Origin of the sequence: Rubrobacter aplysinae (genome assembly GCF_001029505.1) — a bacterium.
GTDB classification, from domain to species: Bacteria; Actinomycetota; Rubrobacteria; order Rubrobacterales; family Rubrobacteraceae; genus Rubrobacter_A; species Rubrobacter_A aplysinae.
In genome coordinates, this window is the sequence record NZ_LEKH01000001.1 from 366,319 (window position 1) to 383,332 (window position 17,014).

Sequence of the window (17,014 nt, forward strand, 5' to 3'; positions counted from 1 at the left end):
GGAGTTGAGCGCCTCTAACGGGGGGCCGGTGACCGTGGCGGTCACCGGCCCCCTTGCCTGTGGCAAGAGCACCTTCGTGCGTATGCTCGGAGAGCTCGGCGCGGAGACCGTCTCCGCCGACGAGCTGGTCCACGACCTGCTCTCCGGCGACAGGGAGACCGTCGAGGCCGTGGCCGCCCGGTTCGGAGACGGCGTACGTGGTGATGCTGGTGAGTCTGGCGGTGCCGGGATAGATCGTCCCGCGCTCTCTGAGAACGTATTCGGGGACCCGGCGGCGCTCGCGGACCTCGAAGGTATTCTGCATCCCAGGGTGAGAGCGGAAACCGGGCGCCGCGCCGAGCTTTCGGAGGCTCCGGTCTTCGTCTCCGAGGTGCCGCTACTGTTCGAGGGCGGTAGCACGGGGGCTTTCGATCTCACGGTCGCGGTAAAGACCCCGGAGGAGCGCCGCAGAGCCTGGGCGCTGGAGCGGGGCATGGACGAGAGCCGTCGGGAGGCCATAGAGCGGCGGCAGCTAACCTCGGAGGAAAAGGCTGCCCGCGCGGATCTCACGGTAGAGAATGACGGGGATCTCGATACACTCTGGGACGAGGCCCGGAGGGTGATGGGCCGACTGGCTCCGGAGGGGAGGGGAGACGGGCCGCAGAGCGGCGAAGGTGAGGGGTACGAAGAATAGTCTCAGACCGTACCGTAGCTGGCTGGTCGTGGCCGCCGCTTCGGTGCTCGTGGTGGCGCTCCTGCTCGCCCTGGCGCTTACCTCCAGCGTACAGGATGGGCTCCGGCGCAGCCTGTATCCGCTCAACCACGAGCAGACCATCCGCTCCGCCAGTGATGAGTACGGCATAGAGTCCGCCCTGGTGGCGGCGGTAATACACACCGAGAGCGAGTTCGACCCGGACGCCCGGTCCGACCAGAACGCCTACGGCCTGATGCAGATCGTGCCCGATACCGCCCGGAACATAAGCCGGCAGAGCGGCATCGAGGGGGACTACCGCGAGCCGCGGGTAAACATCCAGATGGGTGTGTGGTACCTGGACCATCTGGAGGACCGCTACGCCGGGAGCGAGCGGCTGATGCTCGCCGCCTACAACTCGGGTGAGGGGACCGTGGACGGCTGGCTACAGGACGAGAGCTTCAACGTCCGCCAGGACATACCGTATCCCGAGACCGCGAGCTACGTAGTGGACGTACGGGAGACGCGTGACGCCTACGCGGAGCTGTACGGGAGCGATCTGGGCCGCACGGACTGAGCGCAGACCCGGACACCTTATTCATCCGTCTCGCCTTCGAAGATGGCGAAAGCCGCGCCCTGCGGGTCGCTTAAAACCGAGATTCTACCCTCGCCGGGCTCGAAGGGCTCCACCAGCACCTCGCCGTCCAGTCTCCGGGCGTCGGTGACCGCCGCGTCACAGGAGGCGACGGTGAAGTAGGGCAGCCAGCTGGCCGCCATATCCCACCCCGCCGGAACGGGCATGATGCCGCCGTTCATCCGGCCATTGTTCTTGATCAGGACGTAAGCCAGCTCGCTATTTTCTTCCATCCGTTCCATCTCCCAGCCGAAGAGGGCCGAGTAGAACCTGGAAGCCTCCTCGGGCTCTCGGGTTTGGAGCTCGTTCCAGGCCATGCAACCCGCGTCGTTGACCCGACCGGCCCCGAGGTGCTCGTGCGACTGCCAGGCGGCGAGCACCGCCCCGGCGGAGTCCCGGATGATCGTCATCCGCCCCGCGTCCAGGATGTCGAAGGGGTCTTCTGCCGTCGCCCCCAGGCCGCGCGCCCGCTCTGCGACTCTGTCCGCGCTGTCGACGCTCACGTGAGAGAGCCAGCTCGGCGTCACGCCATGCTCGCGCATGTAAGAGTCCAGCTCGTACAGGGCGCACACCTGGTCTCCACCGAGACTCAGCATCGTGTAGACGCCGGCGTCGCCGACGGGCCTGTCCTCAGCCTCCCAGCCGAAAAGCCCGCCGTAGAAAGCCTTAGCGCCCTCCGCGTCCGTGGTGGCGAGGTCCGTCCAGCAGAAAACGCCCGGCTCGTAGTGCTGCCTCTTACCCATGCCCTCTCCTTTAGTTACTGGAGTTACAGGTTCGTCACGTAAGTGTACGGCGGGTTCCCCGGCCGCCAAGGGGCAGGTTCTGCCGGTGGCTGTCCGGGTGAGATGCGGGCTGGAAAACCAGCTTCATCGGATAGAATTAGCGGGTGACACCTCAGTGCAGGCGAGGCGACGGGCGAGGGCGCGTGGATAGTACCAAGAGCGAGTTCAAGGTAAACAGCGAGTATGAGGCCGCGGGGGATCAGCCAAAGGCAATCCGGGAGCTCACGGAGAGCCTAGAAGCCGGCAACCGGGCGCAGACCCTGCTCGGCGTCACCGGCTCCGGCAAGACGCACACGATGGCCCGTACCATCGAGGCGGTCGGCAGGCCGTCGCTCGTGATCGCGCACAACAAGACCCTCGCCGCACAGCTCGCCAGCGAGTTCTCGGAGTTCTTCCCGAACAACGCCGTCGAGTACTTCGTGAGCTACTACGATTACTACCAGCCGGAGGCGTACGTCCCGTCGAGCGACACGTTCATCGAGAAGGACGCCCAGATCAACGAGGATATAGACCGTCTCCGCCACTCGGCAACGAGCGCGCTCTTCACCCGCCGCGATGTGGTCGTGGTCGCGAGCGTGTCCGCGATCTACGGCCTCGGGAGCCCGGAAGAGTACCGGGCCAAGATGGTGCTGCTGGAAAAGGGCGGCTTCCACGACCTGGACGACGTGCTGCGCGACCTGGTACGCATCCAGTACGCCCGCAACGACTACCAGCTGGCGCGCGGCACCTTCCGGGTGCGGGGCGACGTGCTGGAGGTCCATCCCGCCTACCAGGACACGGTGTATCGTTTCTCGTTCTTCGGCGACGAGGTAGAGGGCATTACTGAGGTGGATCCGCTGACCGGCGAGGTCCTGCGCGAGCATCCCTATATAGCCATCTACCCGGCTACCCACTTCGTCACCGACGAGGACCGTATCGCCGTCGCCACGCAGAACATCGAAGCCGAGCTAGAGGAACGTTACGCTGAACTTGAGCGTGAAGGTAAGGTGCTCGAAGCCTACCGTCTAAGGCAACGGACACAGTACGATCTGGAGATGATGCGCGAGCTGGGGTACTGCTCCGGCATCGAGAACTACTCGCGGCACCTGGACGGGCGGGCGCCGGGCTCGACGCCGTATACGCTGCTCGACTACTTCCCCGAAGATTACGTGACCTTCGTGGACGAGTCGCACATCACGCTGCCCCAGATCCGGGGCATGTACAAGGGCGACCAGTCGCGCAAGGGGACGCTGGTGAGTTACGGGTTCCGGCTGCCTTCAGCCATGGACAACCGGCCTCTAGGGTGGGAGGAGTTCGAGCTGAAGACAAACCAGATGGTGCTCGTCTCGGCCACGCCGGGACCGTACGAGCTCGAGAACTCCGACAGGATAGTGGAGCAGATCATCCGCCCGACCGGCCTCGTAGACCCGGAGATAGAGGTCCGGCCCACCAAGAACCAGATAGACGACCTCATGGGAGAAGTCAAGAACCGCACCGACAGGGGAGAGCGGACCCTGATCACGACGCTCACCATCAGAATGGCCGAGGACCTCACGGACTACCTGCTCGAAGCCGGGGTGAAGGCCCGCTACATGCACTCGAATATAGAGACGCTGGAGCGTATACAGATCATTCGCTCCTTGCGTACCGGCGAGTTCGACGTACTCGTGGGCATCAACCTGTTGCGCGAGGGCCTCGATCTTCCCGAGGTGACGCTGGTCGCCATCCTGGACGCGGACAAGGAAGGCTTCCTGCGCGGGGAGCGGGCCCTGATCCAGACCATAGGCCGCGCCGCCCGCAACACCGAGGGCCGGGTCATCATGTACGCCGACAAGCACACCGACGCGATGCAGGCGGCGTTGGGTGAGACCGAACGCCGGCGTGAGATACAGGCCGCCCACAACGAGCGTGAGGGGATAACCCCCCGGACCATCCAGAAAGGCGTCTCCGACATCCTCGTCGCCGCCGAGGCGAAGGGCCTGTACAAGGCCGGCCAGAAAGCCTCGAAGAAGGGCCGCGAGACCCCGCAGGACCCGGAAGAGCTACAGCGCCTCATCGCGGACCTGCAGGCCGAGATGGCCGAGGCCGCCGAGGATCTCAAGTTCGAGTACGCCGCCAAGCTCCGCGACGAGGTCAAGGACCTCGAACGCCAGCTACAGGAAGCTGGCTAGACGGCCTCGACCTGACGCTTTGCGCGGTGCGGGTCGAAGAGGGTGGCGAGCAGGGCGCAGGCTACCGGGATGACGGCCATCATCCCGAGGCCGAGGGCGTAGCCGCCGGAGAGCTGATAAAGGGCTGCGAGTGGTAGCGGGGCGAGGGCCGCGGCCGAGATGGAGACCATCGTGGCCGGCCCCTGTACGGCTCCGAGGCCCCGGCGGCCATAATAATGCGCCCAGATCACGCCGTTCACCACGCCGTGTATTCCGGAGGCGGAGCCGAGCACCAGCGCGTACACCGTTGCGAGCGCCGGAGTGGAGACGAACTGTAGCCCGACCACGGCGGCGAGTAGCAGCCCGAGACTCAACCACAGCGGCCTCAGAGGTCCGAGACGCTCGATGAGTGGACCGGCGAGAGCGGTCGCCCCGGCGCTCGCCGCGGCGAAGGCTATGAAGATCCCGGCCGCCGCGGCCGCACTCACGCCTCCTGCGCCGAGGATAGAGACCTGGTGGAACACCAGCGCCGTTACCACGAACGGTATCGCAGCGACCGGCACCGCCAGCAGCCAGAAATCCGGCGAAAGGAGAACCCGTTTGCGGTTACCGCCTTCCCGAGAAGCCGTGTCTTCCGTCTCATCTGCTGGTGGATGATCCGCACCATCGGGGTGGGCTCCGATCTTCTCGGGCCGGTCGCGGACGACGAAGATCGCCACCGGTATCAGGAGCAGCCACACCATTATCCCGAGGCCCATGTACGCTTGCCGCCACCCTACCGAGCCCACGAGGAACTGCGAGAGCGCGGGCAAGGCGGCGTTGGAGAGAGCGAGGCCCAGGATCACGACCGACATCGCCCGTCCGCGCCGGGTGACGAACCACTGCGCCGTGAGGATGGAGGCCGTGGTTGGCAGCGAGCCCTGCCCGAGCGCCCGCAGCGCCGCAAAGCCGAGGAACAGCGCAAGAGGCCCGGCGGCGAACGACATCCCGAAGCACGCCACGCCGAGGGCGAGGGCGATCCCGGCCAGCATCAGCCGCGCCCCGAAGCGGTCCACCATGCGGGCCACCACCACGACCATGACCGCGCTCACCGCCGTGCCGAGCGCGTACAGCGTGGAGACGTGGACCCGCGAGAGACCGGTGTCCCGGATAATGGGGTCCACGAAGATCGAGAACACGAAAGACTGTCCCGGACCGGAGCAGAAGGTGGCGAGCGTGGCGGCGGCCACCACGGCCCAGCCATAGAACGGCCTGCGGGAGCTTGGGAACAGGGATCTCAAGTATCGAGCTTCGCTTTCGTAGTACGAGGATAGTTACCGGGTTGCCGACCCCGGGCAATCGTTACAGGCTACCGCCGCAGGGTAGAACGTCAAGCCGGCTCTGGCGCGGAGGATCTCGGGGAACCGCGGGAAGGTACGTCATTACGAGCCCGCCGCAGCAGATTACGTACCGTTCTGTACCGGCCCGCAAGAGCGGTGCACTCGTGAGGCCGCCAGGCTGGTGCAGGTAGTCATCCCAGCAGAACCCGCCGAGAATCTTTGCAAGTCTATGAGACGTGCCCGTAGTCGGGCGGCGGGTTGTTGATCGGGATGTCCTCACCGCCGAGGGGGAGGGCCTCTTCCGCTATTTTTCGTCTGTTGCTCGTCCGTTATGCCGGCGGCCGCCGTCCGGGCCGCGCCTCTGGACGAGCGTATCTCCTCGCCCACCTTCTCGGCTAGGCTTTCGCTCCTCGGATGGTTGAAGAGGGTCTCCGCGCCTTCCTGGGTCGCGCTCCGCGCTATGGCGGTCCCGACGCCGCGGCCGGCCCGTATCACCCTACCGGCGGGCTTCTCGTGTACCCGACTCCGGGCGGGGAGTGGCGCTCGCGCGCCAGCCCGGGTCTACTCGTAGAGGCCGGCCTTCTGCTTCTGGGACTCCACCGCCTTCTTTATGCCCCGGGCTTCGGGCAAGGAGAGGCGCTCGAGCTTGTACTGGCGACCCTTGTTGGTCTGTACTGTCAGGGTGCAGTTTACGAAGCCCTTTACGGATACCGCCGACACGTCCCTGAGATCCAGCGTCTCCGTTTGTTTGTTCTGCCAGCCGCTGTGGAGCTCCATGCGCCGCGGGTAGACCTCGACTATGTTGTTGCTGCTCCCCGTCGCCTGGGCAATGGGCCTGTCTTCCAAATCGCTCCTCCTGGGCTTCCGGGTGACCTGGTCTAGTTTGGACGACCCTCTACGACGCCGGACGCGGCAAGACCCCGGAGCCGTAGTCCCGGAGTCTTGCTGCGGTCTGGTCTTGACCTGTCCGGTTAGGCGTTGGACCTGGTGACCTCTGGCCTGCCGGATCCGCCTGCACTACCGTTGCCGGTGCTGGGATGATCCGTCGCGACGAGGCCCTCGGAGTATCCGTAAACTCCGTGCTCGCTGATATCGAGACCGTTCATCTCCTGGTCGGCCTTGACCCGGATGCCGATGGTCGCCTTGAGCAAGGCGAAGACGGCGAACGAGGCTACGAACACGAATGACGCTACAGCTGCCACGGAGAGCGCCTGCACGCCGAGCTGGGCGAGGCCGCCGCCGTAGAACAGGCCCGGCCGGCCGCCGTTTGCCGCCGCGAGCGCCGGGGTTGCGAACAGCCCGGCGGAGAGGGTGCCCCAGACGCCGCCCATACCGTGGGCCGCTATCGCGCCGATGGGGTCGTCTATGCCGATGTTGTCCATGAGTACCATCGTGCCGTACATGACCGCGCCGGCGATGAAGCCTATGACCACCGAGGCCCAGGGGGCAACGAAGGCGCAGGTCGCGGTGATGCCGACCAGGGCCGCTATCGCGCCGTTCGCCGCCATGCCGACGTCCACGTTGCGGCGGTGGAGGTAGCATACGGTCATCGCGCCGATCACGCCTGCCGCGGCGGCCAGGTTGGTGGTGAGGGCTATGTTCGCGATGTCGGGGGTCGCGGCGAGGGTGGAGCCGGGGTTGAAGCCCTGCCAGCCGAGCCACAGGATCAGGACGCCGAGTACGGCGAGCGGCATGTTGTGGCCGGGGATGTTCACGGGGCGGCCGTCATCATCGTACTTGCCGAGCCTGGGGCCGAGGACGATGGTGCCTGCGAGGGCGGCGACCGCGCCCGAGAGGTGCACCACCGTAGAGCCCGCGAAGTCCTGCTTGCCGAGGGCGGAGATCCAGCCCTCTTCGCTCCAGATCCAGTGCGCCACTATCGGGTAGATCACGCCGGCGAAGATGACGGCGAAGATCAGGTACACGCTGAACTTGGTCCGCTCCAGCATCGTGCCCCACACGATCGCGAGTGCGACCATGGCGAACGCGGCCTGGAACAGGAACAGCATCGAGAGCGGTATCGTCCCGGCGTCTATGCCGCCGGTGAGGAAGAAGCCTTCGAGCCCGAAGATGGCGTTGCCCGTACCGAAGGCTATGCCGAAGCCTACGGCCCAGAACATCAGCGCCGCGATAGCCATGTTCGCCAGGATCTTTGCGACGACGCTGCCGACGTTCTTCATCCTGGAGAATCCGACCTCCAGCATGGCGAAGCCCGCCTGCATGAACAGCACCAGCACGAACGCCAGCATCACCCACACCGTGTCCATGATCCCGACCATCTCCTGCATGCTGGGAGAGTCCTGGGCGAATGCCACGGACGGTAGCGCCGTCACCAGTGCCAGTGCGGTAAAGATCGTTAGCGTTATTCGGCGCAAAGCCGTGCCTCCTCGCATCTCATTTACAAGCTGTTGACAGATACCGGACAGCTTATGGATCGCGGTTTTCGAGGTCTTTGGCCCGGCGTACAAATATCGGGCCGCACGTAGCGCCCGGGGTTGTACTCCGTGTCTAGTTATGGTGGTTCAGGGTGTTATTAGGCGGAGTTCGAGGGGTGGGAGGGTGAGTGCCCGAGGAGCTGCATCACCTTTATGCCCAGGGTAAGCTGCTCACGGTCGTGGCTCTTGTCCACGTCGAGGCCGGTAAGCTCTCCGACGCGGTCCAGGCGGTAGCGGATGGTGTGGCGGTGGGCGAAGAGGCCGGTGGCGGTCTTGACTGTTGAGGCGTCGTTGCCGAGGTAGGTCGTGAGGGTGTGGACGAGATCGGTGCCGTAGCGGGAGTCGTAGCCGACCACGGGGGCCAGCGTGTCGCCGTAGAAGGACTCCAGCTCACGGGGGTCCTCCTGCATCACGCGGAACAGGAGCTTGTAGGTGCCGGTCTCCTCGAAGGTCGAGATGGAGGATGGGCCGTGGATCCTGTGCCCGATCTCTAGCGCAACCTCGGCCTCCGAGTAGGCTCCGGTGAGCTCTGAGGGGTCCGGGGCGTAGCGTCCGATGCCGATGGAGACGGTGAGGTCTGGCAGCAGCCCTTTGACGTAGCGTTGTATCCGGGTGGCGAGCCGGTGCGCCCGCTCTGGGAGCTCCTGTTTCGGCGTGGTCTCCGAGGGCGCTAGCAGGAGTATTACGTTATCCGAGCGCGGGCCGGTGAGGAAGTTGGTGAAAAGCTCGCGGGCCTGGAGGCGCACGGCGTCGGCGAGTCGGCGCTTTATCTCCTGGATGGCGGGCTCCTCAAGCTGGCGGCGGCCCAGGTAGCGGGCGAAGTCGTCTATGTCCACGATCAGGGCCAGCGCGCCGCCGGAGAGGTTGGCGCCGAGGTACCCGGCGCGCTGCAGGAGGAGATCCAACGATCCGTGGTGACCGCTTATTAGGTCGTCCACGAAGTCGCCGCGGACGCCGAGCTCGGTCTCCAGCCTCACTCGCTCCTTGTCGAGCTCTCCCTCCAGCGTCCGGCGGGCCCAGTACAGGAGCACGACGTCCTCCGGCCGTAACGGGCTTTCCGAGAGGTCCATCCACAGGTATCCGGCGGGGGAGTCCGGCTTGCCGATGGGGGACCAGAAAGCCTCCTTGTCGCCGACGCGCCACCGCTCGACCGGCACCGAGAGGAACCCGTCGGGCAGGCGGGCGTAGCGGTCGCGGCGCTCGCGGCGGGTCTCCTCGACGCCGAGCCTCCTGGAGGCCCGCAGGCCCTGCTCCTCGATAAACGAGAGTAGCCCTCCGTTCTCCGAGAGGCCCGAGCCGGATGGGCCGGAGGAGCCGCCCAGCAGCCGTCCGACCGCGTCCTCGAGCACGACCTCGCGCCCGAAGAGGCCGGAGACGCGGGAGATCAGATCCTCCAGCGGAGTCCCGTCAACGCCTTCGAGCAGGGTGCGGGCGGAGCTGTGAGAGTGCAGCAGCAGCCGGCTGGTCTCCGTGAACACGGCGAACATGCGCCGCAGGGGCGTCTCGGGGGGGATGGTTACGAGTCCGAGCCCCAGCTCTTCCAGACGCTCCCGGTCCTCCCCGGAGGGCTCCTCTGTCGTGCGCCACACGAGCGCCGGTGCGCCGGCTTCCTCGAGGCTCCGCAGAAACTCCCCATCCAGGGACTCGCGGGAGGTGACCGCCGCCTCCTCGCGCTCCAGCCAGCCCTCCCGCTCCGGTTCCAGGGGGCCGTTCTCGTCAACGGCGAGGCCCCGCACCGGACGCCGGGCGTCGCCGGTGAGCACGCGCCGCGCACCGGCCTCCTCGACCAGGGCCCGGATGAACTCCCCGAGGATCAAGCCCGGCCCCCAGGCGAGCCACGGTCGTCGGTAACGCCGCCAGTCGTATTGATAATCATTATTTCAATATATACGAGAGCCAGGAAGAGTGCCTCGAATGCCCTTCTTGGCCTCGCCGGGGGCCGGAGGGTGGGTTCGGGGGTGTTAGAATCTCGGCCGGCGGTTAGTATCTTTCCGGTGCCCGCAAGCTGTTCGTGCCGTGTGCCGGGGCCGCCTGATAAACAGGACAAACAGTTACGGAGTCACGACGCCGGGCAGGGTCCCCGATGCTACTCGAGGGTAGGCCCGGAGGGGGATGTGGAGATAGCCGACGAGAAGATAGTCGTTAGCGGTGCGCGGGAGCACAACCTGCAGAACGTACACGTCGAGCTCCCACGCGACGAGCTGGTGGTGGTAACCGGGCTCTCGGGCTCGGGTAAATCCTCGCTGGCCTTCGACACCATCTACGCCGAGGGCCAGCGCCGCTACGTGGAGTCCTTGTCCGCTTATGCCCGGCAGTTCCTGGGGCAGATGGACAAGCCAGACGTGGACCACATAGACGGCCTCTCACCGGCGGTCTCCATAGATCAGAAGACCACCTCGAACAACCCGCGCTCGACCGTCGCCACGGTTACCGAGATCTACGACTACCTGCGCCTCCTGTACGCCCGCGCCGGTAGACCTCACTGCCACGTCTGCGGCGAGCCCGTGGCCTCCTCGACGCCGCAGCAGATGGTGGACAAGATCCTGGCGCTCCCCGACCAGGAGCGATTCATGGTCATGGCCCCGGTCGTCCGTAGCCGCAAGGGCGAGCACAAGAAGCTCCTTCAGTCCCTCGCCGACGACGGCTACGCCCGCGTCCGGGTCGACGGGGAGCTGTACGAGCTGCCGGTGGAACTGGAACTCGAAAAGAACCAGCGGCACGACATCGAGGTCGTGGTCGACCGTCTGGTGGTGCGCGAGGGGATAGAGCGGCGGCTGACCGACTCGGTTGAGACGGCGCTGCGGCTCTCGGAGGGCCTGATGATGGTCGAGACGGCCCCCCGCGAAGGCGAGGGCGAGTCCATGCTTTTCTCGGAGAGCTTTACGTGTACCAACTGCGGCGCGTCTATCGCGGAGATACAGCCCCGCACGTTCTCGTTCAACAGCCCGCACGGGGCGTGTGAGCGGTGCGACGGGCTCGGGAGCCGGCTCGAGGTCTCCCCGGAGATGGTCGTGCCGAACGACGAGTTGTCCATAAACGAGGGTGCGATCGTGCCGTGGGCCGGGGCGAACGGGTACCAGTCGAGCGTTCTAAACGCCCTCGTCGAGAAGTTCGGGTTGGACCTGAACACGCCCTGGCGCGAGTTGCCGGAGGAGCACCGGGAGCTGGTGCTGCACGGCACGGACGACGAGCGCATCTACGTCTCGTACCGCAACCGCTTCGGCAAGCAGCGGCAGTACATGACCCATTTCAACGGTGTGGTCGGCAACCTGCAAAGACGTTACGTCGAGACCGACTCCGAGTACCGCCGGGAGCGCATAGAGGAGTTCATGAGCGACGTGCCGTGTCCCAAGTGCGGCGGCGCGCGTCTGAGGCCCGAAGCCCTGGCCGTTACGGTCGGGGGGCGCAACATCGCCGAGCTCACGGAGCTGGGCGTGTCGGAGGCCCAGGGCTTTTTCGAGGGCGTGGAGTTTACCGAGCGGGAGTGGTTGATCGGCGAGCGGGTGGTGAAGGAGATCCGGGAGCGGCTAGGGTTCCTCGTGGACGTGGGTCTCAATTACCTCACGCTCTCGCGGGCCGCCGGGACGCTCTCGGGCGGCGAGGCCCAGCGCATCCGGCTTGCGTCCCAGGTCGGCAGCGGGCTCGTCGGCGTGTTGTACGTGCTGGACGAGCCCTCCATCGGGCTGCACCAGCGCGACAACCGGCGGCTGCTGAACACGCTGGCGCGGCTCAGGGACCTCGGGAACACCCTGATCGTGGTCGAGCACGACGAGGAGACCATCCGCACCGCCGACTACATCGTGGACGTCGGGCCGGGCGCCGGAGTCGGCGGCGGCGAGATCGTGGCCCAGGGCTCCGTCGCCGACATCGAGGCGGTTGACAGCTCCATTACCGGCGACTACCTGGCCGGACGGCGGCGCATCGAGCCGCCCGATGAGCGCCGGGAGCCGACGGGTACGGTCACGGTGCGCGCCGCAAGGGAGAACAACCTGCACGGCGTAGACGCCCCGTTTCCACTAGGCGTGTTCACGTGCGTGACGGGCGTGTCCGGGTCCGGGAAGAGCACGCTGGTGAACGACATCCTGTTCAAGTCGCTGGCCAACCGGGTGAACCGGGGCAAACACCGGCCCGGCAGGCACAATGGGCTCGACGGGGTGGAGAACGTTGACAAGGTAATAGACATAGACCAGTCTCCGATAGGCCGCACCCCGAGGTCGAACCCGGCCACGTATACCAAGGTCTTCGACCACATCCGGCACCTGTTCGCGGCGACGCCGGAGGCCAAGATCCGAGGCTACAAGCCGGGCCGGTTCTCGTTCAACGTCAAGGGCGGCCGGTGCGAGGCGTGCAAGGGGGACGGCCAGATCCGCATCGAGATGCACTTCCTGCCCGACGTGTACGTGCCGTGCGAGGTGTGCAAGGGCCGCCGCTACAACAACGAGACGCTCAAGGCCACCTACAAGGACAAGTCCATCGCCGACGTGCTGGAGATGACTGTAGACGAGGCGTGCGGGTTCTTCGAGCCGGTCCCGGCCATCGCCCGGCGGCTGAACACCCTGCGAGACGTCGGGCTAGGCTACGTGCGGCTCGGGCAGTCGGCGACCACGCTCTCGGGCGGCGAGGCCCAGCGGGTGAAGCTGGCGAGCGAGCTCGGGAAAAGGGCCACGGGCCAGACGGTGTACATCCTGGATGAGCCCACGACGGGCCTGCACTTCGCCGACGTCGAGCGGCTCTTGGGGATACTGCACCGGCTAACGGACGCGGGGAACACCGTGATCGTAATCGAGCACAACCTGGACGTGATCCGGTCCGCCGACCACATACTGGACCTCGGGCCCGAGGGCGGCGACGGCGGAGGCGAGATCGTGGCCTCCGGCACCCCCGAGGAGGTCTCCCGCGTCGAGGCGTCCCACACGGGCCGCTTCCTGCGAGAGCTCCTCCCGGAGGTCGCCGCCGCGAGCTAGGAGTGGGCTTCACGGCACACGTGGACGTGGTCGGAAGCCTCCTGCGGCCTCCCGGGCTGCTCGAGGCGCGGGAGAGACGCGCCCGAGAGGCTATACCTCCCGCGGAGTTCAAGGAGATCGAGGACCGGGCGGTACGGGAGGCGGTCTCACTGCAGGAGCGCGCCGGTCTGCCGGTCGTCACCGACGGTGAGATGCGCCGGGAGTCGTTCCAGAGCCAGATGACCGAGGCCGTCGAAGGCTTCGGGAACCCTGATCTCGACGCCTTCCTCTGGGGTGAGTGGAAGGGCGACGAGGAGGTCGGCGACCGGGAGATACGGCGGCCGGCGGATCTCGGCGTCAGAGAGCGGCTGCGCCGCCGGCGGCACCTGGCGGTGGAGGAGTTCGTCTTTGCCCGCTCCGTGACGGACAGTACTGCCAGGACCATAAAGGTCACCCTTCCAAGCCCGAGCCTGTTCGCCAACCTGTGGTCGCCGGAGGTCTCCGGCGGGGCGTACCCGACGCTGGACGAATTTCTGGAGGACGTGGCGGAGATACTGCGAGAGGAGGTTGCGGAGCTCACACGGCTGGGTGCGGAGTACCTGCAGCTCGACGCGCCGCACTACCCGCTGCTCGTGGAGCCGGAGACCAGGTCCTTCTACGAGGAGCGCGGCTGGGACCTGGACCGCTGGCTCTCCAGAGGCATCGAGCTCGATAATTACGTGATCGGGGGCCGCGAGGACGTCCCCGGCTCCGAAGCCAACGACGTGACGTTCGCCTTCCACCTTTGCCGGGGCAACCAGGGCAGCCGGTGGTTGGTCTCCGGCTCCTACGAGCCGATAGCCCGGCACGTGTTCGGCGGCATACACGCCGAGCGCCTGATGCTGGAGTACGACGACGAGCGATCCGACGGCTTCGAGCCGCTCGCGCACGTGCCGGAGGACAAGGTCGCGGTGCTCGGACTGGTCACCACCAAAAGCCCCCGTCAGGAGAGTGTGGAGGAGCTGCGGCGGCGGGTCGAGGAGGCCCGGGGGTTCGTGGAACTCGACCGTCTTGCGGTAAGCCCGCAGTGCGGGTTCTCGACCTCGACTCTGGGTAACGCCGTGGGCGTGGAGGACGAGGAGCGCAAGCTCGCCACGCTGGTACAGGCCGCCGGTGAGGTCTGGGGCTGAGGCCCTCACGAGGCTCGGGGAGAGGAGCTGGTAAATCTTTCGCAAAGCGGTCTCGTTGAACAGTTGAAAATTGGCGGAGTGGTGCTAATGTATTCGGCGTTATGGCGGTTACGGGACAGAACAGCGGCCGGGGCTCGATAGTAAGCGGTAGCTCGGTCATAGCCGCCGGGCTTGCTTCGGCTCTGGCGGCCGCGGTAACCTCCAGCGCGGGGTGGGCCGGAGGGCTCCTCGGGGCCGCGGTCACCACCATGATCATCACCGGCGGCTCCGCGATCCTGAACGCTTATCTCCAGAGTGCGAAGAGCCGGGTGCAGGCCGCGCCGGGGAACATCCGGGCCGCCGCGCAGCGCGTCAGGCCCCAGGGCGGCCGGGTAGACACTGCACCCGTGGATTCGCCAGAGGGCGGGAAAGGGTTCGTAGAGCGCCTGCGCCGGGCCCTCGGCTGGTTCTCCAGGATTCCCGCCCACCAGCGGCGCTCCATACTCAAGCGAGGCCTCATAGGCGCCGGTGTCGCCTTCGTCATAGGCGTGCTGGCGATAACGGCCATAGAGTTCGGCATCGGTAACAGCCTCTCGTGCGGCATCTGGAGCAACTGTCCCGCTACCTCCGCTCCCGGCTTCAACGGGGGCAATGCCTACACGGCCGAGGGTGCCAGGAGCGGCTACTCTGTACTAGGGGGACGTTCCCTCGGGGGCGGCATAAACTCCCAGGCCTCGCCTTACGAGCAGCCGGGCGGCGGCCTCTTCGGCGGTAATGGTCAGCAGGCTCCGCAGCAGAGCGGGGGCGGGTTGTTCGGAGGCGGTGGCCAGCAGCCCGTCCAGCCCACGCCGCAACAGCCGGTACCCCAGCAGCCCGCGCAGCCACAGCCCACACCGCAACAGCCGGTGCCCCAGCAACCCGCGCAGCCCCAGCCTACGCCGCAGCAGCCGGCACAACCCGCCCCGGCAGAGCCCGCGGTACCACAAACACCCCAGTAATAGAAAAGACACCGGCCCGCCCTACGGCTCGACCGGCTACCCTATCTTTCGGTAGCCGGTCGAGAAGAGACGTCCGTGGCTGACGGGTGCCGGCTTTTCCGGCTTTTCCGGCTTCTAGAAACCTTTCTCCGCCTGCGAGTTGCACAAAACTCGTGTTGGTTTCTACAATGGGCATTGTCTTTTGGGATAGTGGGTAGCCGGGGCTCTGCCGTGGAGCTTGCATGTGCGCCCCCGGGTTTTGAGGAGGAGTCTTGTCGAGAGGGGGCCCGAGATAGAACAGGAACAGCAAGGCGGCGGGCGTAGTCAGTGGGCAACCAGAACCGGATTCATATTCGCGGCCGTTGGCTCGGCCATAGGTCTGGGGAACATCTGGCGTTACCCGGCGGTGGTGTACGAGAACGGCGGCGGGGCCTTTTTGCTGCCGTACTTTATCGCTCTGGTGACCGCGGGCATACCGCTCCTCATCATGGAGTATGCCATCGGCAACAAGTACCGGGCCGCCGGGCCGGGGGCCTACGGGGCCTTGTCGCGCCGGTGGAGCTGGCTCGGCTGGTGGCAGGCGGCGGTCTCGTTCGTTATCGGGACGTACTACATGGTGATCATCGGCTGGGCGATAGGGTTTACCTTCTACGCCTTCGGCACCCGGTGGGGAGGCGGCGGCTCCGGGGAGACCACGGAGGACTTCTTCATCGGCAGCTTCTTGGGGCTGACCGACGGCTTCTGGAGCTTCGGCGGCATCCAGCTAAACGTGCTCATCTTCGCCCTGATAGCGTGGGCCGTCGTTTACACGCTCTTGCAGCTCGGGGTGAAGCGCGGCATCGAGCTTACGAGCCGCATCCTGATACCGCTGCTCGTGGTGATGCTGCTGGCGATAACCATCCGGGGCCTGACCCTGCCGGGGGCGGCGCAGGGGCTGAGCACGCTGCTGACGCCGGATCTCTCGGCGCTCGGGAGCCCCGGCGTGTGGGTGGCCGCCTACGGACAGGTGTTCTTCTCCCTGAGCCTGGCTTTTACGGTCATGATCACGTACGCCAGCTACCTGCCCCGGCGCTCGGAGCTGTCGAACAGCGGCTTCATAATGGCGCTCGCAAACAGCGGCTTCGAGTTTCTCGCCGCGCTCGGCATCTTCAGCGTGCTCGGGTTTCTCGCCACGCAGCAGAACGCCTCGGTCGACGAGGTGGTGCAGAGCGGGGTGATCCTGGCCTTCGTCTCCATACCGGAGATCATCAACCAGTTCCCGGGGCTGAACACGCTCTTCGGGGTCCTGTTCTTCGGCGGCCTGACCTTCGCCGGGCTTACCTCCGCGGTCTCCATCTTCGAGGTCGGCATCGCGGCGGTCGGCGAGAAGTTCAACCTCAGCCGGGCGAAGTCCGTGAACATCGTGTGCGGCGTGGCGTTCGTCGTGAGCATGCTCTACGTGACCAAGGGCGGGCTCTACTATCTGGACACGGTAGACAACTTCATAAACACCTACGGGCTGCTGCTCACTGCGATAGTCGAGGCGCTCTTCGTCGGCTGGGTCGTCCGCCAGCTCCCGCAGCTCCGCCAGCACATCAACGACGGCTCGTACATCAGGCTCGGGTTCTGGTGGGACGTTCTCCTGAAGTTCGTCACCCCTGTGGCGCTTGTCGTGGCCCTCGTACTCAGCACCATAGAGGAGCTCTCGAGCCCCTACGAGGACTACCCGGTCAGCGGGATACTGGTGTTCGGCGTCGGAGCGGTGCTCTTCGCCCTACTGGTCGGTATCGTGCTACACAGGGTTGGTAGACGGAATACGTCGGGCTCCGGGGGAACGCCCCAGGCCACGGACAGCACGAGAGAGGAGGAGTAATGGGCTTCGGCGCGGTAATAATGCTGCTCATCGGGGCGATAGGTCTGTGGGGAGGCTTCGCGCTCGCCGTGGCGCACTTTCTCCGCTCCTCTAACCGGGAGCGCAACGGCAGGGTGAGCTAGGGC

At 66.1% G+C, this 17,014-nt stretch carries 14 protein-coding genes; 8 read left to right on the plus strand and 6 right to left on the minus strand.

Annotated features, from left to right (window positions below; genetic code table 11):
- Positions 1-4 precede the first annotated feature (4 nt).
- On the plus strand, positions 5-673 hold the full coding sequence (coaE, locus tag ABD53_RS01925) for a dephospho-CoA kinase (RefSeq protein WP_047863995.1): 669 nt from the start codon (positions 5-7) through the stop codon (positions 671-673).
- Positions 654-1,247 carry a lytic transglycosylase domain-containing protein gene (locus ABD53_RS01930; protein ID WP_053057552.1) on the plus strand — a complete coding sequence of 198 codons (594 nt, stop codon included), beginning with the start codon at positions 654-656 and terminating at the stop codon, positions 1,245-1,247. Before coaE ends, ABD53_RS01930 begins: the two co-directional genes overlap by 20 nt.
- A gap of 17 nt (positions 1,248-1,264) precedes the next feature.
- On the opposite strand, the gene ABD53_RS01935 is transcribed toward ABD53_RS01930, so the two are convergent.
- A complete protein-coding gene (locus ABD53_RS01935; RefSeq protein ID WP_047863996.1) occupies positions 1,265-2,047 on the minus strand; it encodes a VOC family protein in 783 nt (260 codons plus the stop codon).
- 182 nt (positions 2,048-2,229) lie between these two features.
- Here ABD53_RS01935 and uvrB point away from each other — a divergent pair, with 182 nt between their 5' ends.
- Entirely contained in the window at positions 2,230-4,236 is a 2,007-nt protein-coding gene (gene uvrB, locus ABD53_RS01940) for an excinuclease ABC subunit UvrB (protein ID WP_047863997.1), read from the plus strand.
- Here uvrB and ABD53_RS01945 read toward each other — a convergent pair.
- The 5 genes from ABD53_RS01945 to ABD53_RS01965 form a co-directional block, all read right to left on the minus strand.
- On the minus strand, positions 4,233-5,495 hold the full coding sequence (locus ABD53_RS01945) for an MFS transporter (RefSeq protein WP_047863998.1): 1,263 nt from the start codon (positions 5,493-5,495) through the stop codon (positions 4,233-4,235). The genes uvrB and ABD53_RS01945 overlap by 4 nt on opposite strands.
- 315 nt (positions 5,496-5,810) lie before the next feature.
- Positions 5,811-6,029 (minus strand): hypothetical protein, encoded by a 219-nt coding sequence (locus ABD53_RS01950; protein ID WP_047863999.1) that lies wholly within the window; start codon positions 6,027-6,029, stop codon positions 5,811-5,813.
- Positions 6,030-6,095: 66 nt separating this feature from the next.
- Complete coding sequence (locus tag ABD53_RS01955) at positions 6,096-6,380, minus strand: PH domain-containing protein (RefSeq protein WP_047864000.1); 285 nt, start codon at positions 6,378-6,380, stop codon at positions 6,096-6,098.
- A gap of 125 nt (positions 6,381-6,505) precedes the next feature.
- Entirely contained in the window at positions 6,506-7,909 is a 1,404-nt protein-coding gene (locus ABD53_RS01960) for an ammonium transporter (RefSeq protein WP_047864001.1), read from the minus strand.
- A 158-nt stretch (positions 7,910-8,067) separates the two neighbouring features.
- Entirely contained in the window at positions 8,068-9,786 is a 1,719-nt protein-coding gene (locus tag ABD53_RS01965) for a helix-turn-helix domain-containing protein (RefSeq protein WP_047864002.1), read from the minus strand.
- Positions 9,787-10,083: 297 nt separating this feature from the next.
- Between ABD53_RS01965 and uvrA the strand changes: the two genes are divergently transcribed.
- The 5 genes from uvrA (at position 10,084) to ABD53_RS16740 (ending at position 17,011) form a co-directional block, all read left to right on the plus strand.
- Complete coding sequence (gene uvrA, locus ABD53_RS01970; RefSeq protein WP_235401236.1) at positions 10,084-12,933, plus strand: excinuclease ABC subunit UvrA; 2,850 nt, start codon at positions 10,084-10,086, stop codon at positions 12,931-12,933.
- A gap of 2 nt (positions 12,934-12,935) precedes the next feature.
- A complete protein-coding gene (locus ABD53_RS01975; RefSeq protein ID WP_047864003.1) occupies positions 12,936-14,081 on the plus strand; it encodes a cobalamin-independent methionine synthase II family protein in 1,146 nt (381 codons plus the stop codon).
- Between the two features lie 101 nt (positions 14,082-14,182).
- On the plus strand, positions 14,183-15,058 hold the full coding sequence (locus ABD53_RS01980; RefSeq protein ID WP_047864004.1) for a hypothetical protein: 876 nt from the start codon (positions 14,183-14,185) through the stop codon (positions 15,056-15,058).
- A 223-nt stretch (positions 15,059-15,281) separates the two neighbouring features.
- A complete protein-coding gene (locus ABD53_RS01985; RefSeq protein WP_200900244.1) occupies positions 15,282-16,889 on the plus strand; it encodes a sodium-dependent transporter in 1,608 nt (535 codons plus the stop codon).
- Positions 16,889-17,011 carry a MetS family NSS transporter small subunit gene (locus tag ABD53_RS16740; protein ID WP_152670522.1) on the plus strand — a complete coding sequence of 41 codons (123 nt, stop codon included), beginning with the start codon at positions 16,889-16,891 and terminating at the stop codon, positions 17,009-17,011. Before ABD53_RS01985 ends, ABD53_RS16740 begins: the two co-directional genes overlap by 1 nt.
- Positions 17,012-17,014 lie beyond the last annotated feature (3 nt).

Coding starts and splice junctions, on each gene's coding strand:
- ABD53_RS01935 (WP_047863996.1), bottom strand. CDS start 2,047: ATGGGTAAGAGGCAGCACTACGAGCCGGGCGTTTTCTGCTGGACGGAC.
- ABD53_RS01980 (WP_047864004.1), top strand. CDS start 14,183: ATGGCGGTTACGGGACAGAACAGCGGCCGGGGCTCGATAGTAAGCGGT.
- ABD53_RS16740 (WP_152670522.1), top strand. CDS start 16,889: ATGGGCTTCGGCGCGGTAATAATGCTGCTCATCGGGGCGATAGGTCTG.